Annotated in this window: 26 protein-coding genes; 14 read left to right on the top strand and 12 right to left on the bottom strand. The window is 64.6% G+C overall.

Going from position 1 to position 25,891, the window contains the following annotated elements; all coding sequences use genetic code 11:
* Positions 1–38: 38 nt before the first annotated feature.
* Genes ASG84_RS10520 through ASG84_RS10505 form a run of 4 tightly spaced genes read right to left on the bottom strand, consistent with a single transcriptional unit; the run spans position 39 to position 3,521 of the window.
* The gene (locus ASG84_RS10520; RefSeq protein WP_057477098.1) at positions 39–701 is read right to left on the bottom strand and encodes a class II aldolase/adducin family protein; all 663 of its coding nucleotides are present in this window, start codon (positions 699–701) and stop codon (positions 39–41) included.
* A complete protein-coding gene (locus ASG84_RS10515; protein ID WP_057476979.1) occupies positions 701–1,636 on the bottom strand; it encodes a carbohydrate kinase family protein in 936 nt (311 codons plus the stop codon). The genes ASG84_RS10520 and ASG84_RS10515 overlap by 1 nt, the downstream gene beginning before the upstream one ends.
* The gene (locus ASG84_RS10510) at positions 1,633–2,112 is read right to left on the bottom strand and encodes an SRPBCC family protein (RefSeq protein ID WP_057476978.1); all 480 of its coding nucleotides are present in this window, start codon (positions 2,110–2,112) and stop codon (positions 1,633–1,635) included. Before ASG84_RS10510 ends, ASG84_RS10515 begins: the two co-directional genes overlap by 4 nt.
* On the bottom strand, positions 2,094–3,521 hold the full coding sequence (locus ASG84_RS10505; RefSeq protein WP_057476977.1) for a flavin monoamine oxidase family protein: 1,428 nt from the start codon (positions 3,519–3,521) through the stop codon (positions 2,094–2,096). Before ASG84_RS10505 ends, ASG84_RS10510 begins: the two co-directional genes overlap by 19 nt.
* A gap of 137 nt (positions 3,522–3,658) precedes the next feature.
* Between ASG84_RS10505 and ASG84_RS10500 the strand changes: the two genes are divergently transcribed.
* On the top strand, positions 3,659–4,270 hold the full coding sequence (locus tag ASG84_RS10500) for a TetR/AcrR family transcriptional regulator (protein WP_057476976.1): 612 nt from the start codon (positions 3,659–3,661) through the stop codon (positions 4,268–4,270).
* Between the two features lie 63 nt (positions 4,271–4,333).
* Here ASG84_RS10500 and ASG84_RS10495 read toward each other — a convergent pair whose 3' ends face one another.
* Positions 4,334–4,918 (bottom strand): TetR/AcrR family transcriptional regulator, encoded by a 585-nt coding sequence (locus tag ASG84_RS10495; protein WP_057476975.1) that lies wholly within the window; start codon positions 4,916–4,918, stop codon positions 4,334–4,336.
* Positions 4,919–5,020: 102 nt separating this feature from the next.
* On the opposite strand from ASG84_RS10495, the gene ASG84_RS10490 reads away from it, so the two are divergent.
* The 4 genes from ASG84_RS10490 to ASG84_RS10475 are packed head-to-tail and all read left to right on the top strand — an operon-like array spanning position 5,021 to position 9,407.
* Positions 5,021–5,935 carry a metal-dependent hydrolase gene (locus tag ASG84_RS10490; RefSeq protein WP_057476974.1) on the top strand — a complete coding sequence of 305 codons (915 nt, stop codon included), beginning with the start codon at positions 5,021–5,023 and terminating at the stop codon, positions 5,933–5,935.
* A gap of 59 nt (positions 5,936–5,994) precedes the next feature.
* Entirely contained in the window at positions 5,995–7,056 is a 1,062-nt protein-coding gene (locus ASG84_RS10485) for a PDR/VanB family oxidoreductase (RefSeq protein ID WP_057476973.1), read from the top strand.
* A 15-nt stretch (positions 7,057–7,071) separates the two neighbouring features.
* Complete coding sequence (locus ASG84_RS10480) at positions 7,072–8,577, top strand: flavin-containing monooxygenase (protein WP_057476972.1); 1,506 nt, start codon at positions 7,072–7,074, stop codon at positions 8,575–8,577.
* The gene (locus ASG84_RS10475) at positions 8,574–9,407 is read left to right on the top strand and encodes an SDR family NAD(P)-dependent oxidoreductase (protein WP_057476971.1); all 834 of its coding nucleotides are present in this window, start codon (positions 8,574–8,576) and stop codon (positions 9,405–9,407) included. Before ASG84_RS10480 ends, ASG84_RS10475 begins: the two co-directional genes overlap by 4 nt.
* Positions 9,408–9,425: 18 nt before the next feature.
* On the opposite strand, the gene ASG84_RS10470 is transcribed toward ASG84_RS10475, so the two are convergent.
* The gene (locus ASG84_RS10470; protein WP_057476970.1) at positions 9,426–10,079 is read right to left on the bottom strand and encodes a TetR/AcrR family transcriptional regulator; all 654 of its coding nucleotides are present in this window, start codon (positions 10,077–10,079) and stop codon (positions 9,426–9,428) included.
* A 124-nt stretch (positions 10,080–10,203) separates the two neighbouring features.
* Between ASG84_RS10470 and ASG84_RS10465 the strand changes: the two genes are divergently transcribed.
* From ASG84_RS10465 to ASG84_RS10450, 4 genes are read left to right on the top strand one after another with little or no spacing between them, the layout of a single operon-like run.
* Positions 10,204–11,337, top strand: a complete 1,134-nt coding sequence (locus ASG84_RS10465) for a VOC family protein (RefSeq protein ID WP_057476969.1) — start codon at positions 10,204–10,206, stop codon at positions 11,335–11,337.
* Entirely contained in the window at positions 11,334–12,269 is a 936-nt protein-coding gene (locus ASG84_RS10460; RefSeq protein ID WP_057476968.1) for a fumarylacetoacetate hydrolase family protein, read from the top strand. Before ASG84_RS10465 ends, ASG84_RS10460 begins: the two co-directional genes overlap by 4 nt.
* On the top strand, positions 12,266–13,873 hold the full coding sequence (mhpA, locus tag ASG84_RS10455) for a bifunctional 3-(3-hydroxy-phenyl)propionate/3-hydroxycinnamic acid hydroxylase MhpA (RefSeq protein WP_057476967.1): 1,608 nt from the start codon (positions 12,266–12,268) through the stop codon (positions 13,871–13,873). The genes ASG84_RS10460 and mhpA overlap by 4 nt, the downstream gene beginning before the upstream one ends.
* On the top strand, positions 13,870–14,685 hold the full coding sequence (locus ASG84_RS10450; RefSeq protein WP_057476966.1) for an SDR family oxidoreductase: 816 nt from the start codon (positions 13,870–13,872) through the stop codon (positions 14,683–14,685). The genes mhpA and ASG84_RS10450 overlap by 4 nt, the downstream gene beginning before the upstream one ends.
* On the opposite strand, the gene ASG84_RS10445 is transcribed toward ASG84_RS10450, so the two are convergent.
* From ASG84_RS10445 to ASG84_RS10435, 3 genes are all read right to left on the bottom strand, one after another.
* Entirely contained in the window at positions 14,682–15,782 is a 1,101-nt protein-coding gene (locus ASG84_RS10445; protein ID WP_156399470.1) for an alpha/beta hydrolase family protein, read from the bottom strand. The genes ASG84_RS10450 and ASG84_RS10445 overlap by 4 nt on opposite strands.
* Before the next feature lie 53 nt (positions 15,783–15,835).
* Entirely contained in the window at positions 15,836–16,963 is a 1,128-nt protein-coding gene (locus ASG84_RS10440; RefSeq protein ID WP_082520924.1) for a HoxN/HupN/NixA family nickel/cobalt transporter, read from the bottom strand.
* Between the two features lie 117 nt (positions 16,964–17,080).
* Positions 17,081–17,674, bottom strand: coding sequence for an SACE_7040 family transcriptional regulator (locus tag ASG84_RS10435; protein ID WP_057476964.1), 594 nt, complete (start codon positions 17,672–17,674; stop codon positions 17,081–17,083).
* Between the two features lie 117 nt (positions 17,675–17,791).
* On the opposite strand from ASG84_RS10435, the gene ASG84_RS10430 reads away from it, so the two are divergent.
* The 5 genes from ASG84_RS10430 to ASG84_RS10410 are packed head-to-tail and all read left to right on the top strand — an operon-like array spanning position 17,792 to position 23,823.
* Entirely contained in the window at positions 17,792–19,369 is a 1,578-nt protein-coding gene (locus ASG84_RS10430) for a carboxyl transferase domain-containing protein (protein ID WP_057476963.1), read from the top strand.
* Between the two features lie 5 nt (positions 19,370–19,374).
* A complete protein-coding gene (locus ASG84_RS10425; protein ID WP_057477096.1) occupies positions 19,375–21,372 on the top strand; it encodes an acetyl/propionyl/methylcrotonyl-CoA carboxylase subunit alpha in 1,998 nt (665 codons plus the stop codon).
* Positions 21,369–22,535 carry an acyl-CoA dehydrogenase family protein gene (locus tag ASG84_RS10420; protein ID WP_057476962.1) on the top strand — a complete coding sequence of 389 codons (1,167 nt, stop codon included), beginning with the start codon at positions 21,369–21,371 and terminating at the stop codon, positions 22,533–22,535. Before ASG84_RS10425 ends, ASG84_RS10420 begins: the two co-directional genes overlap by 4 nt.
* Positions 22,532–23,017, top strand: a complete 486-nt coding sequence (locus tag ASG84_RS10415; protein ID WP_327213068.1) for a MaoC family dehydratase — start codon at positions 22,532–22,534, stop codon at positions 23,015–23,017. Before ASG84_RS10420 ends, ASG84_RS10415 begins: the two co-directional genes overlap by 4 nt.
* Positions 23,014–23,823, top strand: coding sequence for an HpcH/HpaI aldolase/citrate lyase family protein (locus tag ASG84_RS10410; RefSeq protein WP_057476961.1), 810 nt, complete (start codon positions 23,014–23,016; stop codon positions 23,821–23,823). The genes ASG84_RS10415 and ASG84_RS10410 overlap by 4 nt, the downstream gene beginning before the upstream one ends.
* On the opposite strand, the gene ASG84_RS10405 is transcribed toward ASG84_RS10410, so the two are convergent.
* The 3 genes from ASG84_RS10405 to ASG84_RS10395 are packed head-to-tail and all read right to left on the bottom strand — an operon-like array spanning position 23,801 to position 25,754.
* Positions 23,801–24,085: a WhiB family transcriptional regulator gene (locus ASG84_RS10405; protein WP_057476960.1), complete on the bottom strand. Its 285-nt coding sequence runs from the start codon at positions 24,083–24,085 to the stop codon at positions 23,801–23,803. The two genes, ASG84_RS10410 and ASG84_RS10405, sit on opposite strands and share 23 nt — an antisense overlap.
* A 20-nt stretch (positions 24,086–24,105) precedes the next feature.
* Entirely contained in the window at positions 24,106–24,879 is a 774-nt protein-coding gene (locus ASG84_RS10400; protein ID WP_057476959.1) for an SDR family NAD(P)-dependent oxidoreductase, read from the bottom strand.
* Positions 24,876–25,754, bottom strand: coding sequence for a sugar phosphate isomerase/epimerase family protein (locus tag ASG84_RS10395; RefSeq protein WP_057476958.1), 879 nt, complete (start codon positions 25,752–25,754; stop codon positions 24,876–24,878). The genes ASG84_RS10400 and ASG84_RS10395 overlap by 4 nt, the downstream gene beginning before the upstream one ends.
* Positions 25,755–25,891 lie beyond the last annotated feature (137 nt).

Raw genomic sequence — 25,891 nt, 5'->3', positions numbered from 1 at the left:
GAGGTCCGCGCACGGCGGTCGGCCGTACCGGTACTCGGTCAGTCTGTCCGCGCAGGTGCCGGGAATCCGTAGTTTCGACGCACCACCTCGTTCAGAGTCGCCTCGAACTGTTCGTCGCTCAGGGCACGCGGGTGTGCAACCGACGCGGCCGATAGGTATACCTCGCAGAGCCATTCGAGCAGTTCTATGTTCGACAGCGCCGAACCGAGGTCGTGTCCGGTGGCCACCGATCCGTGGTGGGCCATGATCACCGCCGACCTCGACTGCATCGCCGCCACCACCGCGTTCGCGAGCTCGGCGGTGCCGAACGGCGCGAACGGCACCACCGGAACCCTGCCGCCGAGTGCCAGCTGCGCGTAATGCACGGGCGGCAGCTCGTCCGCGACGAGCGAAAGTGCCACGGCCGCAGAAGAATGCGCATGCACCACCGCCCGAACCTCGGACGATGCGTAGATGCCCAGGTGCAGGCCCAGTTCCGATGTCGGTTGGCACGCACCTGCGCGCACGACGCCGTCCATCCCGACGAGCGTGATGTCCTCGATCGTGGCGTCTGCCAGCACCAGGCCGGTCGCCGTCACCGCCACCACATCATCCACACGTGCGCTGACGTTGCCGGCGGTACCGAGTACCAGACCCCGTCGGCCCAGGTGCCGGGCGATCGCCGCGACGGACTCCCGGACTTCACCGGTGTCGGTCGACATCAGGTGGTCCTGCACGTGCGAGCGAACTTCCGAACGAATTCGAGGTCATAGGTGCCGAAATCCGTACCGAGACCCTGCGCCACTTGCGCCGCGGTCGCATTGCCCAGTTCCGCTGACTCGACGACGCTCATGCTCAGCGACAGGCCACGAACGAACCCTGCCGAGAACGCATCTCCGCATCCACTGGTATCCACCACGTCCACGGCGTACGCGGAAACTTCGACGGCGTCGTCGGCCGTCACGACGAGTGTGGGCGACGCCCCGGCAGTGGCGACGACGCAGGACGCACCGAGTTCGAGCAGTCGGCGGCATCCATCCTCGAGGGTCGCACAGCCGGTCCAGCCGAGAACCTGCTCGTCGTTCGGCAGCAGGTAGTCGACGTACGGGAGTGCGGGTGCGAAAGCACCGAGGCCCTCGGGAACGGACGGTGCCAGACTGTCGACGGTGACGACGACGCCGTCCTCGTGAGCGCGACGAGCGATGTCGCGCGCGGTGTCCGGTCCGAAGAACTCGGGTCCGCCGAGATGCAGGAAGTCGACGTTGTGAAACATGTTCCACGGAACATGCTGAGACAGATAGCCATTGGCACCGATCACATGCAAGGCCGGTCGCGAGCCATCCGGCCGAATCGGCAACACCGACGCCGAGGTCTGCACCCCGTCCATACGGTGCACCAAGGAGACGTCCACTCCGTCGTCGGCGAGGATTTGCAGCAAGAACGTGCCTGCCGAATCAGTACCGACGACTCCTGCGGTGTGTACAGCGGCACCGAGCCGGGCCAGCACCAGGGCGGTGCCACCGGCCGTTCCCGCCGCCGACATCGCGATCTGCTCCGCCAGTGCGGCCTGCTGACCGTCGGGTATCTCGGTGACCGGCCGCACCAGAGTGTCGAGCACGTGCACCCCGAGGGTGAGGACTTCGGCCGATTCTCTCATCGGATCGTCGCTGTTCGTTCGGACAGGATCAGCGCCTCGAGGTTGCACATCGAAACGTCGAATCGTGCGGACATCCCGGCGGTCGCGATCGGCCGCACAATACGTCCCACCCAGCTCGGAGCCACATCGAACCAGAACTCGAAGGTCATCGCGGTGGAGGTTCCGCCGCTGAGCGGTGCGAAGCGAAAGACGTTCGCCACGTTGGTGAGCGGCGCGAATCCCTGACCCGAATCGACTCGCAGTCGGTTCGGTTCCAGATGCCGGACGGTCCACGTGGCGTGAGTGGTGAAGCGTCCGAGCGCCGCCACTTCCTCGGTGTACACACCACCGGTACGAGCGGTGCCGTGATGGGCGGTGACGGTACGGACGTCGGACACCCATTCCGCGTAGCGGCTGGTGTCGGCGGTCAGTGCCCAGACTTCCTCCGGACTCGCCGAGAGTGTGCGGTGGGCCGAGACTACGAAGCGTTGTTCCACGAGAGTTCTCCTTCGGTCGAAAGTATTTCTGCTGCGGCCTTTTCACCCGATCGCACGGCGCCGTCCATATATCCGTTCCAATAGTCGGAGTGTTCTGCACCGGCCCACCGCACCCGTCCGAACGGAACGTCGCGCCACCGACCCAGCCCGGTCAAGACGCCGGGCGTCAACACCGCGGTCGGCCCACCACGCGTCCATTGCTCGCGGGTCCAGTCCAGTTCGATCCATTCGGTCGGCTCCAGAGCGCGCGGCCCCACCACCGAGGCGAAGGCACGCAGAACCTCACCACGTCGCTCGGATTCATTGCCCTCGGACCAGTTTCGACCTCCTCGATAGCGTGCGCCCCAGGTACCGACGAAGCCCATCAGCACGCCCCGACTTCCGTCGGGAGGCGAGTTGTCGAACATCGAGGACACCGGCACGTCGCCGTCACGAAAGAGCGCCTGGCCGGAGAGCCCACTCGCGCGCCAGAACGGTTCGGGATACACGGCCTCGCACTTGGCCAATCCGCCGAAGTTCATCCGCTGGAACAGTGCTTCCTGGGGTGCGGGAAGCGCAGGGCTCCAGTCGATTCGGGTGGCCAGAACAGGCGGAATCGCAACGACGACCGATCCGGCGCTCCACGATTCGGTATCGGTTTGTACCACCACTCGATCCGGATACTGCTCCACCCGGCGCACCGGGCTGTCGAGCCGGACGGCGTCACCGAGTTGCTCGGCCAGTGCGATCGAGATCGCCTGGGAGCCGCCGACGAAGCGCCATTGTTGCGCTCCCCCAGCTACACTCATCAATCGGTCCACCGTGCCGGGGGTGTACTCGTTGCCCGCCCCGGCGATGTACGCCAGACCGAAGAGCGCCGACACGTCGGCGGATGTGCCACCGAACACCGAGCCGAGCAGGATGTCGAGCAACTCCACGCCGCCGTCGGTGGCCGAGTGATTCCGAGCCCAGGTGGCCAAAGTCATTGCGTCCCAGTCGTGTGCGCGCGGTGCCGACCACGGCCTGCCCAGGGGAATCTGCCGCGCGGCTCGATCGATCCGCGCCACCAGCATCCCGACGTCCGGTAGTGCCGCCAGGTCCGGCGGCACCCCACCGTCGAAGCGTCGGGCACGTCCGTTCTTGACGTAGATGCTCGCACCGATGTCGTACGCCGGGAACGTCCCGACGCCGACGTCCCTGGCCAGGCGGAGGATGTGGTCCTGCGTCGGACCGACGAACTGCCCACCGGTCTCCACCACAGCGTCTCTGCCGATCGCATGATTCACCGTCCTCCCGCCGACCCGATCGCGGGCTTCGAGAACCTGGACGGTCAGGCCCGCTGCTGTTAGCTCCCTGGCGGCGGTCAGACCCGCGAGCCCTGCGCCGACGACCACTACGTCGACACGCGAGGCTTCCGGAATGTCGGTCATGGGTGCACCTTTCCGGGCTGTTCGATGTAGCGGCGACAGTAACCCAATATTGGCCACTAGGCCAGGATTGACCGAAATCGCCTGTTGAAGGACACTGCAATGAGGGTGGGCGACATCATCCCCGCTACGTTGTAGCAATGACCGACGAGCGCCGTAGGACTCGATACGCGCGTGGCCAGGAGCGCCGCGACGCCCTGGTCGACGCCGCCATCGGCGTGATCGGAACACGCGGACTCGAACGCGTCTCGTTTCGGTCCGTGGCCGACGCTGCCGGCTTCCCGCCGTCGACCACCAGCTATTTCTTCGGCTCGGTCGGTGAACTCATCGACGCAGCGATCACTCGCATCGCCGAGAACGTGACGGCAAAGGTCACCGCTCTACTCGACGTTGCTCACGCCGGTGGGCTCACCCGCGACGATCTCGCCGACGCGATCATGGACCTGGTCTCGCTGCTGTCCTCCCCCGAGGACGACGACTCCCTCGTCCAGTTCGAGGCGTACCTTGCCGTGCGCAGACGGCCCGAGCTGGCGGACTCGGTACACCGAATCATGCGGATGATCGAGGAGGCGGCCGAGGCCGCACTCGGGGCATTCGGCATCCCGGAACCACATCTACCGGCACGGCATTTCCTGGCCTTGATCGACGGCTACACCCTGCACGAGATCGCCAGGCCCACACCGGGTGGTAATCGAACTGCATTGCGCGACGCACTGTTTCGGGTTCTCGACTCGTACGAGCGGACACCCTGACTCGATGGGCCGATCGTGCGGCTGTCGAACGCAAACAGTCGGTCGACTCGGACGCTCGCCTGACTAGTCGTCCCGGTGGTCGTCGCTGACCAGCAACGGCACGATGCTGCGGTGCGCGAAGGCGAGCAACTCGTCGTACGTCTCGAGTGCAGCGCCGGCCGCAGGCGTCAAGAGAATCGAATGCACTACGCGGACCACGATTTCCGGAGCATCGGGTATCTCGAACCGGTCCGAATCCACCTCTCCACGCGCGATCTGAGTGGCCGCGTCTATCGCGGACGCGAGCAGCATCGACGCATTGGTCGTCAATTGTTCGAGCACCAATGCACTCTCGGAATCGAACATCTTGAGCAGAACAGGGTTGGTTCGAACCGAATCGATCGTCGTCGCGAAGCCGTGCGCGGCTCGATCCGCCTGTGACGTCTGCTCGGCAGCCGCTTCCGCCACCGCGACGAACAGTCGCGTCGACTCACGGGCCGTGACCGCACGCACCAACTCGTCCTTGGAGCCGATGCGGCGATAGACGGTTACCCGGTTGATCTTGGCTCGCTTGGCCACGTCACCGATGGTCGTTCTGGGAATGCCGACCTCGCCGAACAACTCCAACGCGGCATCGAGGATCGGCCCGTCGTCACCGTCTGGATGCATCGTCCGATCCTAACGGCATCCCCGATGGTCAAATGCAACATTGCAACAGTGTCTGTTGCTATGTAACATCAGCGCATCAGCATCTCGACGAATGGAGCTCGAATGTCTCGTGACAGAGCGATCGACCCGAATGCGCGCCACCTGGGCGAGTCCTACGCGATCGTGGCCCGCGCGGTGACGTTCGACTGGACCGGCGTTCCGCTGCAGTACATTCCGGACGAGTGGTATGCCACGCACTTCTGGAACGTCATGCACCTGGTGCTCCCAGAGGGCGAACGGGCGATGGCCGACGTGTTCGCCCTCGCGCTCCCCTACATCGACGACCGCAGGCTGCACGAGGAGGTCGTCGGTTTCGTCGGACAGGAAGCCACCCACGCGTCGTCGCACGAGAGCTTTCGTACATACCTCGTGGCGCACGGCGTCGACATCGAGCCGATCCTGCAGCGCATTCGATTCGCGGTGGGCGTGATGTTCGGCGATCACGGCCTCACCGGGCGCGCGGGCAAGGCCTGGCTGAACGAGCGCCTCGGCATCTACGCCGCTGCCGAACATTTCACCGCAGTAGTGGGCGAATGGCTTTTGGACAACACCGAATTCGACCGCGTCGGTGTCGATCCGACGATGCTGGACCTGCTTCGCTGGCACGGAGCCGAGGAACTCGAACACCGCAACGTTGCCTTCGACGCATTCCAGTACGTCGACGGTGGTGGATTTCGCCGCGCCCGCACCGCAGTGATAGCCAGCGCCGGATTGGCCGTGTTGTGGTTCAGCACCGCCGCCTACCTGTACAAGAATTCGGTGGCCACCCCCCGTACCGGGAAGCGTCGGCTTCGCACCCCCTGGCCTCTCGCATTCGCGAGAGCGTCACGCAAGCACCTCATCCCGGGCCTGTCTTTCCTGTTCGTACAACTCGCCCTCTACATCCGGCCCGGTTTCCACCCGTCGACGATGGGCGACATCGACAAGGCCGTGCGATACCTGGCAGTATCTCCCGCGGCCCTGGCAGCTCAGCGGTGACAACCACAGCATCGACGAGCGCAGCGTCTCCGATTCACAGCCATCTGGGTGAGATCACGGTGAGCGAACCCGGTCGCGGTCTGCGAGCGATCGCTGCCGCCTCACGGATGTACGCCAGATTGGTGACCGACTCGTCCCTCGTGACCGCTCTGTCCCCGGCACGACCACGCCGATGCATCGGCTACGAATTCGAGACCACCATCGACGACATCGTCGACGAGGCCGAGGACGTGCGCTCACTGTTGCTCCGCCGCAGCGACGGAGCTGCATTGCCGACGTGGCTCCCCGGTGCACACATCGACGTCACCACCCCCTCCGGTTCGATGCGGCAGTACTCGCTCACCGGGCGTTCCGGCGCAGGTGACCGCTACCGCATCAGCGTCCGCAAGGTACCCGGCGGCACGGCCTCCGAAGAGATCCACACCCTCTCCCGCGGAGATGTTCTGCGAGTCCGTGGACCTCGCAACGCTTTTCCGATGGCCACCGCCGAGCACTACCTCTTCGTGGCCGCCGGCATCGGCATCACCCCCATCCGGTCCATGATCGAACGCGCAGTCGCCGAAGGCAGACGGTGGACGCTCTACTACCACGGACGATCGCGTGCCAGTCTGCCGTTCGTCGCCGAACTGCAGCAGATGGCCCTCGTCTCGCATGGCCACGTGATCGTGAAAACTGATGACGTCGAGGGACTTCCGATTCCTGCGGACATCGTCGATCTCGGAACGCGATCCTCGGCCCTGTACGTCTGCGGACCCGCGGCACTCTCGCGCCGGCTGCGAGAAGAGGCCGTCCGCGGCACCGCGGTTCGGGAGTTCCACACCGAGCTGTTCGCGCCAGCCCCCGTGGTCGACGGTCGTCCGTTCATGCTGAAGCTCGCACGTTCCGGCGACACCGTCGAGGTCGGCGCACAAGAGACCGCCCTCGACGCTCTCCGACGAGTCCGCCCGGATCAGCCGTTCTCGTGCCGCCAAGGCTTCTGCGGTGCCTGCGTCGTCGGCCTCACCGGCGGACGCGTCGACCATCGCGATCGCGTGCTGAGCGGCACGGAGCGCGAAAGCTCACTCACCCTGTGCGTCTCACGCGGCGCGGTCGACTGCGACGTCGTCGTTCTCGATCTGTAGAAGGAGCCACACATCATGACCGACAACGACTCTGGAGCGCGGCATATCGACGTCGCCATCATCGGTGCCGGCTTCGGCGGCCTCGGCGCCGCGATCAGGCTCGAGCAGGAAGGCCGCAGCGACTTCCTGGTCTTCGAGCGCGACGACGCCGTCGGCGGAACGTGGCACGTGAACACCTATCCCGGGGCCCAATGCGACATTCCGTCGGCGCTGTATTCGTTCTCGTTCGCGCCCAATCCGAACTGGACACGGCTGTACCCGCTGCAGCCCGAGATAGAGCAGTACCTCGACGACTGCACCGACCGGTTCGGAATCCGTGATCGAATCCGGTTCGATCACGACGTGCTCGACGCAACGTGGGAGAACGAGCGAGCGCAGTGGGTGATACGCACGAGCGGCGGGACATGGACTTCTCGGATCCTGATCGGAGCTCTCGGCCCGTTCAGTGAACCGGCGACTCCCACTATCACAGGACTGGATTCTTTCTCGGGCACAGTGTTTCATTCCGCGAACTGGGACCACGATTTTTCGGTGCAGGGGCGACGCCTCGCCGTCATCGGCACCGGTGCATCGGCGGTGCAGTTCGTCCCGCGGCTGGCCCCCGAGGCCGGGCACCTCACGCTGTTTCAGCGGACACCGACGTGGATTCTTCCGCACCCCGACCGGCCCATCTCCGAATCCGGCAGATCCCTGTTCGAGAACTTCCCACCGGCTCAGCGCGCCCTGCGTCGCATGTTCGATCTGTTCCAGGAAGCGTTGGTACCGGGATTGATTCGGCATCGTTCTCTGTTGGCCCCACTGACCGCACTCGGGCGCGCGCACCTGCGCCGTCAGGTGAAGGATCCGGTTCTTCGAGAGAAGCTCACGCCTTCCTATGCATTCGGCTGTAAACGGCCCACGTTCTCCAACAAGTTCTACCCGGCTCTGTGCCGAAAGAACGTCACGGTCGAGACCAGCGGCATCCAAGCGATCGTGCCCGAGGGAATCGTCACGACCGACGGCACGGTGCACGAGGTGGATGCCATCGTGCTCGGAACCGGATTCACCGTCGCCGGCCACTCGGGCTTTCGACGCATCGTCGGGCGAGGCGGAATCTCGCTGGCGGACACGTGGCCGGGCGGCGAGATGTCGTCGTATCGAGGGACCACGGTGCACGGCTTTCCGAACTTCTTCATGGTGCTCGGCCCCAATTCAGTGGTGTACACCTCGCAGGTCGTCACCATCGAAGCACAGGTGAACTACGTGCTCGCTGCGCTGCGCGCGATGGACGACAAGTCCCTGGCTGCAATCGAAGTCACTCGCACTGCACAAACCCAATTCGCGGACTACACGGACGAACGCTTGGCCGGTTCGGTGTGGAACTCGGGCGGGTGCAGCAGCTACTACCTGAGCCCGTCGGGCCGCAACGTGACCTACTGGCCGGGCTCGGTCCGCAATTTCACTCGTCGCATGGCCACCATCGAGCTCGACCATTATCACTGCCGCAGTGCGACGGTAGACTCCACGAAGGAGCTCGTATGAACAACCGCAGGGACCTCACCGGCAAGGTCGCATTGGTCACGGGTGGCGCACGCGGCATCGGAGCTGCAACCGTAGCGGCGCTGGTGACCGCGGGGGCGTCCGTGGCCGTGGTGGATCGAGACTTTCCGACCGAAGCAGGAGAGTCGGCACGAGTGTTGATGCTGACCGGGGACGTCACCGACCCCGACGCCATGGCGGAGTGCGTACAAGCCGCTGTGCGAGCCTTCGGCGGTCTCGACATCGTGATCGCCAATGCCGGTATCACCCCGCCGCCCGGCACGATTCGGTCGATCGACCGCGCCGTCTTCGACTCGGTGATGGCAGTGAACTTCGGCGGCGTGCTCAACATCGTGCGGGCTGCAGCCGACGAGATCGTCGCGAGCGGTGGCCATATTCTGCTCGTATCGTCCTGTGCTGCATTCACTCCCGGCATGGGCGGGTCTGCATATATGGTGAGCAAGGCGGCGGTGGAACAGCTGGGACGTGCTCTGCGTATCGAACTCGCAGCCGTCGGCGCATCGGCCGGTCTTGCGTACTTCGGAGTGGTGGACACCGACCTGGCGCGTCACACCCTCGACGACGACCCGATCGGTCAGCGAATCGGCGGATTGCTTCCGTGGCCACTGAGCCGACGTCTGCCATCTCGGCGCGCCGCGGAGTTGCTCGTACGCGCGGTCCGCACCCGCCGGGCACGAGTCATCGCCCCTGCTGTGTGGATGCCGTACTTCTGGTTCCGCGGGGTATTGAACCCGATCGTGGAACGTCGACTCGTCCACGACCGCGCGATCGCTCGGATCATTCGCGATCTGGAAGAGGTTCGTGCACTGTGACATTCGTGCGATCGTGAGCTACTCGGTCTCGTTACCCACGCTGGGAACGTCACTCATCGGCGGCAGCGGCAGCGCACACAGGTCCTGGGCGTCGCCGTCGGACACTCCCAGTGCGAGCAGCACTGTGTACGCCATCCGGTCCACGGCCTCGGCGTCGTCACGATCGGGTTGCTCGAGCAGAAGCTGGCCCAAACCGAGCAAAGCCCCCGCCACCAACGCCAGGGCCAGCTGGATGTCCTCGACACGGAAATAACCTGCACCGATTCCGGCCACGATATCTCTCGCCGCACGTGGACCCAGGCCGTGCTGCGACGTGATCAACTCGGGACCGGAGTGGATGAGCACCTGGCTCAGTTCCGGTTGCAAACGAAAAATTCTTCCGGAAATGCGGAACGACCGAGTGAACGCTTCGGCAGGATCCGCGTCTTCGTCGGTCAACGAGTCCAGGTATCGCCCCAGCTGTTCCAAGGCACCGTCGACCGCCGACTGGAACAACTGCTCGCGGCTGACGAAGTGGTTGTAGAAAGAACCCATCCCCACGTCGGCTGCCTGAGTGATCTCCGCGATCGGAGCATTCAGCTCGCCCCGAGCGATGAAGCCTTGCGCGGCCGCAATCAGTGCGCCACGGGTGCGAGCCTTCCGTCGCTCGAGGCGATTCTGCGTCTCCACCATGTTCCACACCTCTGTCTACGCCGGTCTATTCACTGACCCTTCCTCACCGCTGACGAATTTGTCAATACCCTTGACTGACTTAGTAGTCATAGGTGACGATAGTGTCAACAACAAGGGAGGGCTGATGGGACACGACGTCGACGGCCACAAGAACATGCATGTGGATCAGGGCGCGCTACCAGGCGAACACCCGGGGAAAGCCACCGACCCGATCATCAAGGTGCGCGACATCGCCTGGCTCGAGTTCCGCAAACCCGATCTGGCCAAGGCCGAGGCGTTCGCCGTGGCGTTCGGATTCACCGTCGCACTGCGCACGTCCGAGGAGATTCACCTTCGCGGTACTCACGTCGGCTCACCGTGCGTGATCATCCGACGCGGAAAGCGAACACGTTTCGTCGGTGCAGCGTTCGCCGCCGCCGAGGATGCAGACGTCGTCCGACTCGCCGAGGCCACCGGGCAGCGCGTCCACCGACTGCCCGACACCCTCGGCGGTATCGCCGTCACTCTGACCGATCCGGGCGGCCAGCCCGTTCAGGTCGTCTCGGGATACACCGAGCACCCGGAGCTTCCGGGCCAGGACACACACACCTACAACTTCGGCGATCCCCGCAACCGAGTGAACGCCACACAGCGTCCACCGCATCAGCCGGCACGAGTGCAACGACTCGGGCACGTAGTGCTGCAGCGCGTCGACTACCTGGAGAACCTCAACTGGTATCTGCATCATCTGGGACTGATCGTCAGCGATTTCCTCTACTACGACGGCCAACGCGACCGAGGACCGGTGATGAGCTTCATCCGATGCGACCGCGGCAGCATCCCGTCCGATCATCACACGCTCGCCATGACTCTCGGCCCGTCAGATCGGTACGTGCACTCGGCGTATCAGGTGACCGACATCGACGCCATCGCCGCCGGTGGCGAATTCCTCACCGCGCATGGGTACAAGCATTCCTGGGGTATCGGCAGGCATATTCAGGGCAGCCAGATCTTCGACTACTGGCGCGATCCCGACGGCTTCCTAGTGGAACATTTCAGCGACGGCGACATGTTCGACAGTTCACTCGAACCCGGCTGGGCACCGATGACGGCGTCGGGCCTGGCCCAGTGGGGGCCGCCCGCGTCCAAGGACTTTCTCGGAATCGCGCCGAGCAAATCGTCTCTGCACGAGCTCAAATCGATCCTCTCCTCGCTCCGCAACGACAACGAATTCGACACCGAACGCCTTCGCGGCCTGATGAAAGTGGCTTCCTCATGAGCATCGCTGTACTACGCACCGCCGACGCCTGGTGGGTCGAGACCCCGGCCGGAGCGTCCCGCATCGACACGACGGCAACCACCACCGCCGAGCTTCTCGCCGATCGCGCGGCCGTGGACGCAGCGCGCACCGGTACCGATGTCGTTGCGGTGGAGACACTCTCGCTCGTTTCCCCGGTCACCGCACCGTGCCGCGTGATGGCGAACATGACCAATTTCGTCTCCCACGTCAAGGATTCGGGCATGAACCCCGAGACGGTGCCGCTGACGTTCTTCCGGAAGACCTCGGGTTCGATCAGCGGCCCTACCGACGACGTCGTCAAGCCGCCGCACGTGAAACTGCTCGACTACGAGATCGAGATCGGGCTGGTGTTCGGCAAGACGCTGACCGTCGGCACCAAGATCGATGCCACCAACGTGGCCGAGTACGTTGCCGGACTCGTGCTCACCAACGACGTCTCCGCGCGCGATGTCCAGCTGCCCAAAACTCAGTTCTACGAGGGTAAGTCGTACCCCACCTTCACGCCGGTCGGACCCCGTCTCGTACTGCTCGAAGCTGGTGAGTTCGATCGATTCGGCGATTTGGCCATGACGCTCCGAGTGAACGGCACTGTCCGACAGGACAGTACGGTCGCAGACATGATCTTCCGGCCGGTCGAATCACTGAAGGCGCTGAGCAAGTTCCAGCGGATCGATCCCGGCGACCTGCTGCTCACCGGCACACCCGGCGGTACCGCCCTCAAGGCTCCCGCCAAGCCGATCGAGATGATCGGATCGCTGATCCCGCCGGCGCTCAAGTGGAAGGTCTTCTTCAAGAAGCAGGCCAAGAATCCCGACTTCCTGCAGGACGGCGACGTGCTCGAACTGACGAGCTCGACTCCCGACGGAGCCCTGGATCTGGGGGTTCAGCGCACCCGGGTCTCCTACCGATGAGCGAACACGAGCCCGATGGCACGCACCATCGGGTAGTGATCGTCGGTGCAGGCCCGACCGGAATGACCGCCGCGTTGCTGCTAGCGCAGTACGGCGTCCCCTGCCTCGTCCTGGACAGGTGGGAAGACGTCTACCCCCAACCGCGCGCGGTCCACCTCGACGACGAGGTGTACCGCATTCTCGGCGACCTGGGACTGGGCGAGGACTTTGCAGCCATATCCCGTCCCGGACGCGGATTGCGGTTGTGCACCAAGGACATCAGGACCCTTGCCGAGTTCGAGCGCGATCCGGATGCTCGACCACACGGCTATCCGCAGGCGAACATGTTCGATCAACCCGAACTCGAACGTCTGATGCGTTCTCATGTCGCTCGCTACGACGGCATTGCGATGCGCGGCGGCTGCGAGATCACCGATGTGCAGAATCTGAGGGACAGCGTCCGGGTCTCGTACACGTCCACCGAGGACGGAACGCCGCATTGGGTGACCGCGGACTACGTTCTCGGGTGCGACGGTGCCAACAGTGTGGTGCGCAGGTCCATCGGCTCGAAGATGGAGGATCTCGGTTTCGAGCAGCGCTGGCTGGTCGTCGATATCGAGGCCGATGTCGACCTCGATCAGTGGGACGGTGTGCACCAGGTGTGCGATTCCGTGAGATCGGCGACGTACATGCGCATCGGAACCACGCGCTACCGCTGGGAGTTCCAGATGCTCGATGGCGAAACCCTCGACGAGTTCACCGATCTCTCGGCCATTCACCCACTGATCGCACCGTGGTTCGTTGCGGCGGAGATCCCTGAGATGAAGCTGATTCGCAGCGCCGAGTACACCTTCAAGGCACAGATTGCCGATCAGTGGCGTGATCGCCGGGTCTTCGTCCTGGGCGACGCCGCGCATCTGACGCCGCCGTTCATCGGTCAGGGAATGGGAGCGGGCTTGCGCGACGCCCGCAACCTGGTGTGGAAGGTGGTCGGCGCACTCGACGGACACGTGGTCCAGTCCGCGCTGGACAGCTACGAGATCGAACGAAAGACGCACGCCAAGGCCATGATCAGGCTGGCCGTGACGATGGGGCGGGCCATGACCGGCGGGAGCAAGCTCACCGGCATCATGCGGGCCAACATCGCGCCCGTCCTCGGACATCTTCCGATCATCGGCGAGAAGGTCACCGCGAGCACCACGCCCTCGCTCGTCGGATCGCAGTACGTCCTGCGATCGCCGATGCAGCCTCGCTCACTCGCCGGACAACTCTGCCCGAACAGCCTGTTGGACAATGGGATGCGACTCGATGATCGGGCACCTGGGCAGTTCCTGTTTCTCGCATCGACACCCCTGACCGTCGAGCAGCGACGCGAGGTCCAACGGCGTGGTGCCGCAGTGGTGGAGGTGGCGGCCTCGTCCGATCTCGGCCTGTGGCTGAAGCGCGGTCGCGCTGTTGCAGCGATCGTTCGTCCGGACCGCACCGTCATGGCAGCGGGCAAGTCGGTACCGGCCTTGCACACCCGAGTTCCGACCACGACGCTCCGACGCGCCGACCGACCGACACCCACGGCTCAGGTCACTGCACCGAAGACCAGAAGCACTGCATCGAAGAGGCGTAGATGAAAACTGCAATTGTCACCGGAGCGACGTCGGGAATCGGCGAGGCCATCGCCGAAACTCTCATCGCCCGCGGCTTTCGCGTTATCGGGACGAGCCGCAACAGCTCTGCGGTGGTCGACCCGATTCCAGGCGTCGACTACCGCGATCTGGACCTGACGGATCCGGCTTCCATCCGGGCCTTCGTCGATGGGCTCGGCGACGTGGAGGTCGATGTACTGATCAACAACGCAGGCGAGAGCCAGTGCGGACCGATCGAAGAACTCCCTATCGAGGCGATCACCCGACTGTTCCAGCTCAACGTCTTCGGCGCGATCGAGCTGACCCAGGCCGTAGTACCGGCCATGCGTGAGCGTGGTCGCGGACGAATCATCAACATCGGGTCGATGCTCGCCAGCTTCCCCCTCGCCTACCGTTCCTCGTATGCCGCGACCAAAGCGGCGATCAAGGGGTTCGCGACCGCGGCGCGGTACGAGCTCGAGCCGTACGGAATCGATATCACCACAGTCGAACCCGGGTCGATCGCCACCGGACTCTCCGCTCGCCGAACCAAGTACTGCGGACCGCATTCACCGTATCTGCGCGATTTCACCACGGTCATCTCACGGCTCGACGCCAAAGAGGCACAAGGCATTTCGGCCGAGACGGTCGCCAAGACCGTGCTTCGAGCGGTCGAGGACAAGAAGACCCTGCCGATCTACGCCGTCGGCAGCAATGCGCCTGCCGTGTTCCTCGCCCAACGATTGCTGCCACGCACCGTGCTCGAGAAGTTCACGGCTCGGGCATACGGACTGCCCAGCAAGCGACCGGTGACCTAACGGAAGAGCGCTGCGACGAACGGAATCGTGTCGGCCTGTGATTGAACGAGCGCTCCGCTGTGGTCGGCGTCGTACGTCCGAAACGTCAACGGCTGACCGTTCGCGGTGAGTGCGGCGACGTACGCGGCGGTGGTCGGGAACGGGACATCGGTGTCGCGCAGACCGTGGCCCATGAAGAACGGCTTGTCGAAACCTGACTCGGGCATGGCCATGTAGTCGTCGAGCACTGCGGTAAAATTCGGCAGGCTGGTCAGCGGCGCGGTGAAGAAGTCGCCGATCTTCACTCCGTCGAGTTGTTCCTCGAGGTCCGCTACGCACGCCGTCTCGGCCAGAGCTGCGTACTTCTGTCCGGTGGGGGTGAGGATGCCGTCCAAGCCCAGCTCGGGATGCGAATAGCGAAGAGCAGCACCGATGTACGCAACGTATGCGGTCAGACCGGCCGGCAGTGCAATCGGCGGCATGCCCGGTCCACCGATCGAGACGAGCTTCTCGATGTACGCGGGGGTTCCGGTGCCGACAGCGCCCCTGTAGTCGAGATCCGGTCCACCGAATTCGGTTGCATACCGAGCGGTGTAGATCGCTGCGCCGCCGCCCTGCGATTGACCTACCGTCACCCACTTGCGCGAGAGTTGATCACTGTAGTTGCGGCCGGCTTTCACCATGTCGACCACGTTGTGTGCCGTGGTCCTGCCGTCCAGATATGCCTGCAGACCGGGCGTTCCGAGGCCGGCGTAGTCGCTGGCCACAACGGCGTATCCCTGCGCCAGCCAGTTACCGAGGTACGGCAGATCTCGTTCGGCCAACGCCGGCCCCGCGACCGACGGCGCGCACGAGTCACCGAGTCCGGAGGTGCCGTGGGCCCACGAGATCACCGGCCAACCGCCATCGGGGGCCGTGCCCTGCGGGAGAAAAACCGTGCCGGTGCTGAGTGCCTTCTCACCGAACGTATCGGTGGTGACATAGGTGAGCACTTCGGCCGAGGACGAACCGGGAATCCAGAAGTCTTGTGGCAGCGGACGACTGGAGACAACGTCACCGATGTTCTGAGTGATCACCGGCGCCGCGGAGGCCGGGGCGGCCAGCAGGCCGGAAGCCATGCTCGACGCCAGCGCTGCGACTACTGCAAGGGCACCGATCCGACGACGAGCGATCACTGGGTCTCCGTTGCATTCGAGTGGCCGAGCGCGCCACCGCGTTCGTCGATGCGCGCCACCTTGTAATACACGACCGCACCGATCCAGACAACGAAGAACGTGCCGACGACGAGCTGGCCGGCGAGGTTCAGATCGATGACGGCCACTGCGTCCCACAGTCCACCGGTCAGCTCGAACTGCTCGGCGAGCAGCGTCAGCAGCTGCACCGTCCCGATCACCAGGGCCACGAAGACCGACAGACCCGTCATCGTCATGTTGTAGTAGATCTTGCGGACCGGGGTGACGAACGCCCAGCCGTATGCCTTCGACATGAAGATGCCGTCGATCGTGTCCATCGTGGTCATACCCGCGGCGAACAGGACCGGCAACGCGATGATCGCCATCGGTGGGAGTCCGCCGGCGATCGCGGTCGTGCCGGCGATGGCGAGCAGACCGACCTGTGTGGCGGTATCGAAACCGAGACCGAACAGAAGTCCCAGCGGGTACATCTGCCACGAGTGGTTGATCATCTTGTCGTAGCGGCCCCGGAACAGTCGATTCATCAGGCCGCGCTTGGCCAGCAACTCGTCGAGCCCGGCCTCGGTGAACTCACCGCGCTTCGCCCGCCGCCAGACCCCGACGATGCCTGCGAGTACCGCGATGTTCAGCGCGGCAATGAGATACAGGAACGTTCCGGACACCAGCGTGCCGATGATGCCGCCGACCCCGGCGAAGGCATCTTGGAACGCCGTCGCCTGCGACGCGACGAAGGCAATCGCGGCAACGAACACGAATACGACGGTCGAGTGACCGAGAGAGAAGAACAGCCCGACGGCCAACGGCCGCTTGCCCTTCTGCAACAGGAAGCGGGTGGTGTCGTCGATGGCGGCGATGTGATCCGCGTCGAACGCGTGCCGCAGACCGAGGGTGTACGCCAGCACGCCGGCTCCGGCGTAGACGAGGGTGCCGTCGGCTCCGGTGAGGCCATGAATACTCGGAATGGAGTCGTAGTGGGTGAACAGCCCCCACCCGATCACATGCAACGCGGCAATGAAGCCGGCCATCGCGAGCAGCCGAGGAACCTCGTCGAGAGTGAATCGACTCTGCCGTCTGCCGAGTTCGACACGCGATAGTTGGGTCGTCATGTCGATCATTGTCTCCGATAACGACGGTTTGCTCTTCCTATGGAGCGCAGGTGCGCTGAGTGTCCACTATTTGCGTCCGCAGACGGGATCGCGATCCTCGACTCGAATTGTGGGCGCTCAGGTCAGTGCTTTCAACGCCCCCAGTGCCATTGCCCGCAGCACCGGCCGAGCGCTGCGTGACGGCGTGCGCCCTGCGCTGTAGGGCGTCGAGTTGATCAGGCCGAAGACCGCATGCGCCGTGGTGCGCGCATCGGACTCGTTCAATTCCGAGTCGACGGCGCACAGCACCTCGACCCACAGTTCCACGTATTCGCGCTGCATCCGGCGCACCTTGCGTCGCGCACCCTCGGGGAGGCTCTGCAGGTCGCGATCCTGAATGCGAATGAATGCCGGGGTCTCGAAGGCGAAATCGAGGTGGAAGTCGACCAGAGCCGACACCGTGTCTGCATCGACCTTCCGCGAACCGATCACCTCGCGGCCGCCGTCGAGCAGATACTCCGAGATTCCGACCATCAGCTCGACGAGCACCGCCTCCTTGTTCGGGAAGTGGCGGTAGACGGCGGGACCACTGATGCCGACTGCCGCACCCAAGTCCTCCAGCCGCACGGAGGTGAACCCACGATCGGCGAACAACGATGCGGCGGCGTCGAGCAATTGCTGTCGACGCTCGGCCTTACGTTGCTCGCGCACGGTCGTCGGCTTTGCTTTCAACTCTCACACCCCCTCGACCCTGGACACTCAGTTAATCGTAGTTTACTATCATGTCAGTTATCAACCATTAACTGAACTTCTTCGACACCGACGTCCGACCCCTAAGGCGTGCATCTCATGGCGATCGATACCGCGGCCAACCGCGCAGATCACGAGCATCTCACCAGCGAACTCTCCGAACGGCTCGCCGTCGCCGCTCGCGGCGGTAGCGAGAAGTCACGGGAGCGGCACATCGCCCGCGGCAAACTGCTCCCCCGCGATCGCGTCGACGAGCTCCTGGATCCCGGCAGCCCCTTCCTCGAAATCGCACCGCTGGCCGCCAACGGTCTGTACGACGACGAATGCCCCGGCGCCGGTGTCATCGCCGGCATCGGCCGAGTCTCCGGACGCGAGTGCGTGATCATCGCCAACGACGCCACCGTCAAGGGCGGCACCTACTACCCGATGACGGTGAAGAAGCACCTCCGCGCTCAAGAGATCGCCCTGCAGAACACCCTGCCGTGCATCTACCTCGTCGACTCGGGCGGCGCATTCCTGCCGCGTCAGGACGAGGTGTTCCCCGACCGTGACCACTTCGGGCGCATCTTCTTCAACCAGGCCACCATGAGCGCCAAAGGAATTGCTCAGATCGCTGCCGTCATGGGCTCCTGCACCGCGGGCGGTGCCTACGTACCTGCGATGAGCGACGAGGCGATCATCGTCAAGAACCAGGGCACGATCTTCCTCGGTGGCCCGCCACTGGTGAAGGCCGCGACCGGCGAGGTCGTCACGGCCGAAGAACTCGGCGGCGGTGATCTGCACTCGAAGATCTCCGGTGTCACCGACCATCTCGCCGACGACGATCGAGACGCATTGCGACGAGTGCGCCGCATCGTCTCCACCCTCGGGCCCCGCACCACGCGGCCGTGGGACGTCGTCACCACCCGTGCACCGATCGCCGATCAGAGCGAAATCTACGACGTCGTCCCCACCGATCCGCGCACCCCGTACGACGTGCGTGAAGTGATCACTCGCGTGGTCGACGCAGGCGAATTCGACGAGTTCAAAGCCGAATACGGCAAGACACTCGTCACCGGATTCGCCCACCTCCACGGCCACCCCGTCGGAATCATCGCCAACAACGGCGTCCTGTTCGCCGAATCTGCCATGAAGGGCGCACATTTCATCGAACTGTGCGACAAGCGCAGCATCCCATTGGTCTTCCTGCAGAACATCACCGGCTTCATGGTCGGCCGAGACTACGAGGCAGGCGGCATCGCCAAGCACGGCGCGAAGATGGTGACGGCAGTGGCCTGCGCCCGCGTCCCGAAGATCACCGTTGTCATCGGCGGCTCGTACGGTGCGGGCAACTACTCCATGTGCGGCAGAGCGTATTCGCCTCGCTTCCTGTTCATGTGGCCGAACGCGCGTATCTCGGTGATGGGCGGTGAACAGGCCGCATCGGTGCTCGCTACGGTGCGGAGCGACCAACTCGACGCCGCAGGCAAACCGTGGGGTGAGCAAGACCAGGAGGCGTTCAAAGCTCCGATTCGTGACCAGTACGAAAGCCAGGGCAACCCGTACTACTCGACGGCCCGCCTGTGGGACGACGGCATCATCGACCCGGCCGATACCAGGCAGGTACTCGGACTGGCCCTCGCGGCGTGCGCCAATGCACCGCTCGAGCCGGTCTCCTACGGCGTTTTCAGGATGTGAGAGAGATGACCACGATGTTGGACACCATTCTGATCGCCAACCGCGGCGAGATCGCCGTCCGAGTCGCGCGCACATTGCGCCGCATGGGAATTCGGACCGTCGCCGTCTACAGTGATGCCGACGCCGATACCCGGCACGTCCACGAAGCCGACACCGCCGTGCGGCTCGGCCCCGCCAACGCTCGCGAGAGCTACCTCGACATCGGCAAGGTGATCGCGGCCGCGCAGGCCACCGGCGCACAGGGAATTCATCCCGGCTACGGGTTCCTGTCCGAGAACTCGGAGTTCGCAACCGCCTGTGCTGCAGCGGGAATCGCATTCCTCGGACCACCGGCCAAGGCCATCGAAGTGATGGGCGACAAGATCGCCGCCAAGGCCGCCGTCAGCGCCTTCGGCGTCCCCGTCGTACCCGGAATCTCCCGACCGGGCCTGACCGACGACGACCTCATCGCCGGCGCACCCGACGTCGGCTTCCCAGTCCTGGTCAAGCCGTCCGCAGGTGGCGGCGGAAAGGGAATGCGCCTGGTCGAGCATGCCGAGGACCTTCCCGCGGCACTGACCAGCGCTCGCCGTGAAGCGGCCTCCTCGTTCGGTGACGACACCCTCTTTCTCGAACGATTCGTGTTGCGGCCCCGGCACATCGAGGTACAGATCCTCGCCGACGGACACGGCAACGTCATCCATCTCGGCGAACGCGAATGCAGTCTGCAGCGACGCCATCAGAAGGTCATCGAGGAAGCACCGTCGCCCTTGCTGGACGAAGCAACCCGGGCCCGCATCGGCGAGGCCGCATGCAACACCGCCCGCAGCGTCGACTACTCCGGTGCCGGCACAGTCGAATTCATCGTCTCGGCCGACAGCCCGGACGAGTTCTTCTTCATGGAGATGAACACCCGCCTGCAGGTGGAGCACCCGGTCACCGAGATGGTCACCGGACTCGACCTCGTCGAATGGCAGGTCCGGGTAGCTTCCGGTGAAGAGCTCACTTTGAGCCAGAACGACATTCAGCTGACCGGACACGCCATCGAGGCCCGCGTGTACGCCGAGGATCCCGGCCGCGGATTCCTCCCCACCGGCGGCACCGTCGTCGGACTACGCGAACCCACCGGACCGGGCATCCGCGTCGACTCCGGCCTCGCCGTGGGCACCGAGGTCGGCAGCAACTACGACCCCATGCTCTCCAAAGTCATTGCCTACGGCCCCGATCGCAGCACCGCGCTGCGTAGCCTGGACCGCGCACTGGCCGACACCGCCGTACTCGGAGTCGTCACGAACATCGAGTTCGCGCGATTCCTACTCGCCGACGACGACGTCCGCGCCGGCAATCTCGACACCGGACTGCTCGACCGCCGGGTCGAAGATTTCGCAGCCGCCGAGGTTACCGACGAGGCACTGATCGCCGCAGCAGCCATCGCCTGGCTCGATGTGTGGCACTCGGCCGGCCAGGACATCTGGGGTACGCCGTCGGGATGGCGGGTGGGAACCCACGCACCGTTCCACTGCCGTCTTGCATCCGGAGGGCGCACCGCTCACGTGTCCATCACCGGGACCCTCGATGCGGCCACGGTCGTCGTCGACGACGCAGTGCCGCGCGCTCTCCGAGCAACCGCCACGAAGGATTCCGTGAATCTGGTGCTCGAGGATCGACGCGAGACGATGACGTTCGCCCGAAGTGACTCCTCCACTTGGGTTTCCAGCTCTCGCGGCACGTGGCGAATCGATCGAATCGCCGAGCCCAGCGTCCGCGAGAACGAAGCGCACTCCGGTGACGCCGAGATCCTCTCACCGATGCCGGGTTCGATCATCGCGATCGGAACCACCACTGGCAGCGCCGTCACCGCAGGCTCGGCCATCGTCGTCGTCGAGGCGATGAAGATGGAACACACCCTGACCACACCCATCGACGGCACCGTCGAACTCACTGTTGCAGTGGGGGATCAGGTCCGCGTGGACCAGATCCTCGCCCGCATCGTTCCCACCGACACAGAACAGGACCAGCCATGACCGATCACCTGTCATCCGCGAATCTGCCCGACGAGTACCAGCAACTGGTCAAGTCCGTTGCCGACTTCACCCGGACGGTCGTCGCACCGGTCTCGGCGAAACACGATGCCGAGCACTCGTTTCCGTACGAAGTCGTCGCCGGAATGGCCGAGATGGGACTGTTCGGTCTGCCGTTCCCCGAGGAGTACGGCGGTATGGGCGGCGACTACTTCGCTCTGTGCCTGGCGCTCGAGGAGCTCGGCAAGGTCGACCAGAGTGTCGCGATGACACTCGAAGCCGGCGTCTCCCTCGGTGCCATGCCCGTCTATCGATTCGGCAACGACGCACAGAAGCAGCAGTGGTTACCCAAGCTCACCGCAGGCAAAGCCTTGGCCGCGTTCGGTCTGACCGAGCCCGGTGCCGGTAGCGACGCGGGCGGCACCAAGACCACTGCCAAGCGCGACGGCGGCGACTGGATCATCAACGGCAGCAAGCAGTTCATCACCAACTCCGGCACCGACATCACCGAACTCGTCACCGTGACCGCGGTCACCGGTGTCGACGAGGCAACCGGCCGTAAGCAGATTTCCTCGATCCTCGTCCCCACCGACACCCCCGGCTTTGTTGCCGAGCCGGCCTACAACAAGGTCGGCTGGAACGCGTCGGACACCCACCCGCTCAGCTTCACCGACGTCCGCGTACCCCAGGAGAACCTGCTCGGGCAGGAGGGCCGCGGGTACGCGAACTTCCTGCACATTCTCGACGAGGGCCGCATCGCGATCGCGGCGGTGTCTGTCGGTGCCGCGCAGGGCTGCGTCGACGAGAGCGTCAAATACGCCAAAGAGCGCGAGGCCTTCGGCACTCCGATCGGTCGGAACCAAGCGATCTCGTTCAAGATCGCGCGGATGGAAGCCCGCGCCCACACCGCGCGGACGGCCTACTACGACGCGGCGGCATTGATGTTGGCGGGCAAGCCGTTCAAGAAGGCAGCCTCGATCGCCAAGCTCGTCGCCTCCGAAGCGGCAATGGACAACGCGCGCGATGCCACGCAGATCCACGGCGGCTACGGTTTCATGAACGAGTACGTCGTCGCGCGTCACTACCGCGACAGCAAGATCCTCGAAATCGGTGAGGGTACAACCGAGGTTCAGCTGATGCTCATCGCCCGGAGCCTGGGACTGTGAGCGACAAGCGCATTCGGCAACGCGGTCTGTGGTTCGAGGAGATGGAGCTGGGCACCGTCTACGAACACCGCCCGGGACGGACCATCACCGAGGCCGACAACACACTGTTCACCACGCAGACGATGAACACCCAAGCCTTACACCTCGACGCCGCCTACAGCGAGACAACACCTTTCGGCCAGCGCCTGGTGAACTCGATGTTCACCGTGTCCACGCTCGTCGGGTTGTCGGTGACGCAGTTGACCCAGGGCACCATCGTCGCGAACCTGGGCTTCTCCGAGGTCTCCTTTCCCAAACCGCTGTTCCACGGCGACACGCTGTACGCGGAGACCGTGATCTCGGACAAGCGAGAATCCAAGTCTCGCCCCGGTGAGGGCATCGTGACGTTCACCCATACCGGTCGGAATCAGCACGGAGACATTGTCGCGGTCGCCGTCCGCAAGACGCTGGTCCGAATGCGACCCGAGGACGACGCGTCGTGAGCTGGGTCCCGCCCGGTCCGGCATGGCTGTTCTGCCCGGCAGACCGGCCCGAGCGTTACGAAAAAGCCGCCGCGCGAGCCGATGTGGTCATCCTCGATCTCGAAGACGCTGTCGGTGCCGCGGACAAAGCCGGAGCTCGCGAGTCCGTGGTGTCCACCGCTCTGGACCCGTCGCGCACCATCGTCCGCATCAATGCGCACGGTACCGACGATCAGGCCGCCGACCTCGAGGCGTTGCAGCGCACCGAGTACACGACCGTCATGCTGCCCAAGTGTGAATCTGCCGCTGAGATCGAGGCTCTGGCTCCGCTGAATGTCGTCGCGCTGATCGAGTCCCCGCTCGGCGCGATGACGGTGTTCGACGCGCTCGCGGCCGACAACGCCGTCGGGGCCATGTGGGGTGCCGAGGACCTGGTGGCCGCCATGGGCGGCAATTCGAGTAGGCACGCCGGCGGCTCGTACCGCGATGTGGCACAGCATGTTCGATCGCAGACGCTACTGGCGGCGAAGGCGCGCGGAGTGTTCGCGCTCGATTCGGTGTTCCTCGACATCCCCGATCTCGACGGGGTGCGTGCCGAGGCCGATGACGCCGTGGCCGTCGGTTTCGATGGCAAAGTGGCCATTCACCCGAGCCACATCCCCGTCATTCGCGAGGCCTACGCGCCGACCCCCGAGGCGATCGAGTGGGCCACCGCAGTGCTCGACGCAGTGGCCCACAACCGCGGCGTCTTCACCTTCCGCGGTCAGATGGTCGACGCACCCGTTCTCGCGCATGCTCGACGCATCATCGCGCGTCGACCCTCGTAGTTCTCTCGCGCTCGGTCAGCCCGCCCCAGATTCCGTACGGCTCGTCGCATCGCTCGGCGTGGGCCAGGCAGGACTCGACTACCGGACATTGCCGACAGATGGCCTTTGCCTCGGCCTCGAGGCGACGGAGGGTGGGGCCACGCAATCCTCTGTCCGGGTAGAACATCGAGATCGGCATCGTTCTGCACCGGGCTCGGAGTTGCCATTCCCACACGCCGGCGATGGGCGCGGGCAGCTGCACGTCGAGTGACTTGTACTTCATGGTGTTCCGTCCTGGGGTTCTCAGTGCATGTGGCTTCCACCGTTGATGTCGATCGTGGTGCCGGTGAGGTACGCGGCGTCTTCGGACGACAGGAACGTGATGACGGAGGCGACTTCTCTGGTGGTGGCGGTGCGTCCGAGCGGAATGCCCTGGGCGATGGCCTTTTCCTGTTCGTCGGTGCTGCCGACGCGGATGTTGGTGTCCACAGCTCCCGGGGTGACCGCGTTGATCGTCACGCCCGTATCTTCCAGCTCACGGGCAAGGGATTTGGTGAAGCCGAGCAGAGCGGCCTTGGCCGAGGAGTAGGGGACTTTGCCGAACACTCCGCCGCCGCGTTGCGCCGAGACCGAGGACATGGTGATGATGCGACCCCACCGCTGCTCGATCATGTCCGGCAGGAATGCTTTGGTGACCAGGTAGGTTCCGGTGGCGTTGACCGCAAAGACCTTGTTCCACAGCTCGACCGTGGTCTCGAGGAACGGGACCGGGGACGTGATGCCGGCGATGTTCGCCACGGCTCCGACCGGTGGCAAGTTCCCTGCGTCGACCTCTGATTTCGTTGCTGCATAAGCTTTCTGGACGGAGTCCTCGTCCGATACGTCGATGGCGTGCCCGAACGCAGCGACGTTGTAGGCCGCGGCGATCTCGGCGGCGACCTTTTCGGACTTCTCGCCGTCGAGGTCGAGAATGACGACGCCCCAACCGTCCTCGGCGTAGCGCTCCGCGGTGGCGCGGCCGATTCCCTTGTCGGAGGTAGCCCCGGTGATCACTGCGGTGCGGGTGGTGGTGGTCATGATGTCTCCTGGTGTGTGTCGAGTAGCAGTTCGGTGATCAGGTCACCGGCGGCAGTGGTCGCCGCCGGACGTTGTTCGTCGGAGATGTCTCTCGTTTCGAGTTCGAGCGCGAAATGGCCGTTGAATCCCACGTATCGGAGCGCATCGATGCCGCCGCGGAAGTCGACCTCGCCGCGACCCACGCTGATGTTGATGTTGCCCGGGTCGTCGACGGCGTGGGCTCCATCGAGCCGGACGTCGCCGCGGGTCGCATCGCGAACATGGACGTGCGAGATTCGGGTGCCCGTCGACCGCGCGAAGTGAATCGGGTCGCTTCCGGACGCGACGATATGGCTGAAGTCCATGACGATGCCGATCGCCGGATCGATGCGCTCGGCCAACGCGGCTGCACGGTCGGTGGTGCAGCAGAGCCGGAACACATGCAGCGACTCGGTCCAGACGTTCACGCCGTGCCGATGGGCCCGTGTCGACGCATAGTTCAGGTTGGCCGCGACCCGATCGAGATCGGCGTCGAGCGACTCGATGGGCTCATGCCCGAGGGCACCGTTCGGTAGCACGAGCGCGTGCGCCCCCACCCGGGAGGCCAACTCCAGCAGTCGTTCGAGATGCGCGGACGCCTCGAGGTCGGTAGCAGGGTCGTTCAGATCGCCGACATCGCAATTGATCGACCGGACGGCCAGGCCTGAGCGCTGCACGACCTCCACAACCTCGCTGACGCCACGATCGTCCAGGTCGAGGGGTACGTGGTCGCACACCCCCGGTAGCGATCCCAGGTCGATTTCCGCGAATCCGAGCTCGCCGATCACGTCGAGTGTGCTGCGCAGGGGTAGGTGCCGAAACGAGATCGTCGAGCAACCGAGCCGTGAATCGAACATCCGAGCTTCCCTCCCGTCGTCGTGATGCGGACCACAGTAAGCACCTCTAGACCTCTTCGTCAACCGTCGCCGGTTGACTGTTGACAGTAACAGTGGAATGGGTCACACTCGTGGTGTTGACAGTCGACGGTCACTTG

This window comes from Rhodococcus sp. Leaf278 (genome assembly GCF_001426085.1).
Classification (GTDB): domain Bacteria; phylum Actinomycetota; class Actinomycetes; order Mycobacteriales; family Mycobacteriaceae; genus Rhodococcoides.
This window is presented reverse-complemented; position numbering and strand designations above follow the sequence as displayed.

Excerpts from the sequence above, each read along its gene's own strand:
- ASG84_RS10490 (WP_057476974.1), top strand. The coding sequence starts at position 5,021 with ATGTCTCGTGACAGAGCGATCGACCCGAATGCGCGCCACCTGGGCGAG.
- ASG84_RS10450 (WP_057476966.1), top strand. The coding sequence starts at position 13,870 with ATGAAAACTGCAATTGTCACCGGAGCGACGTCGGGAATCGGCGAGGCC.
- ASG84_RS10405 (WP_057476960.1), bottom strand. The coding sequence starts at position 24,085 with ATGAAGTACAAGTCACTCGACGTGCAGCTGCCCGCGCCCATCGCCGGC.
- mhpA (WP_057476967.1), top strand. The coding sequence starts at position 12,266 with ATGAGCGAACACGAGCCCGATGGCACGCACCATCGGGTAGTGATCGTC.
- ASG84_RS10440 (WP_082520924.1), bottom strand. The coding sequence starts at position 16,963 with ATGACGACCCAACTATCGCGTGTCGAACTCGGCAGACGGCAGAGTCGA.
- ASG84_RS10495 (WP_057476975.1), bottom strand. The coding sequence starts at position 4,918 with ATGCATCCAGACGGTGACGACGGGCCGATCCTCGATGCCGCGTTGGAG.
- ASG84_RS10480 (WP_057476972.1), top strand. The coding sequence starts at position 7,072 with ATGACCGACAACGACTCTGGAGCGCGGCATATCGACGTCGCCATCATC.
- ASG84_RS10500 (WP_057476976.1), top strand. The coding sequence starts at position 3,659 with ATGACCGACGAGCGCCGTAGGACTCGATACGCGCGTGGCCAGGAGCGC.
- ASG84_RS10505 (WP_057476977.1), bottom strand. The coding sequence starts at position 3,521 with ATGACCGACATTCCGGAAGCCTCGCGTGTCGACGTAGTGGTCGTCGGC.
- ASG84_RS10400 (WP_057476959.1), bottom strand. The coding sequence starts at position 24,879 with ATGACCACCACCACCCGCACCGCAGTGATCACCGGGGCTACCTCCGAC.
- ASG84_RS10445 (WP_156399470.1), bottom strand. The coding sequence starts at position 15,782 with ATGGCTTCCGGCCTGCTGGCCGCCCCGGCCTCCGCGGCGCCGGTGATC.
- ASG84_RS10520 (WP_057477098.1), bottom strand. The coding sequence starts at position 701 with ATGTCGACCGACACCGGTGAAGTCCGGGAGTCCGTCGCGGCGATCGCC.
- ASG84_RS10470 (WP_057476970.1), bottom strand. The coding sequence starts at position 10,079 with ATGGTGGAGACGCAGAATCGCCTCGAGCGACGGAAGGCTCGCACCCGT.
- ASG84_RS10465 (WP_057476969.1), top strand. The coding sequence starts at position 10,204 with ATGGGACACGACGTCGACGGCCACAAGAACATGCATGTGGATCAGGGC.
- ASG84_RS10420 (WP_057476962.1), top strand. The coding sequence starts at position 21,369 with ATGACCGATCACCTGTCATCCGCGAATCTGCCCGACGAGTACCAGCAA.
- ASG84_RS10430 (WP_057476963.1), top strand. The coding sequence starts at position 17,792 with ATGGCGATCGATACCGCGGCCAACCGCGCAGATCACGAGCATCTCACC.
- ASG84_RS10515 (WP_057476979.1), bottom strand. The coding sequence starts at position 1,636 with ATGAGAGAATCGGCCGAAGTCCTCACCCTCGGGGTGCACGTGCTCGAC.
- ASG84_RS10460 (WP_057476968.1), top strand. The coding sequence starts at position 11,334 with ATGAGCATCGCTGTACTACGCACCGCCGACGCCTGGTGGGTCGAGACC.
- ASG84_RS10475 (WP_057476971.1), top strand. The coding sequence starts at position 8,574 with ATGAACAACCGCAGGGACCTCACCGGCAAGGTCGCATTGGTCACGGGT.
- ASG84_RS10425 (WP_057477096.1), top strand. The coding sequence starts at position 19,375 with ATGACCACGATGTTGGACACCATTCTGATCGCCAACCGCGGCGAGATC.
- ASG84_RS10395 (WP_057476958.1), bottom strand. The coding sequence starts at position 25,754 with ATGTTCGATTCACGGCTCGGTTGCTCGACGATCTCGTTTCGGCACCTA.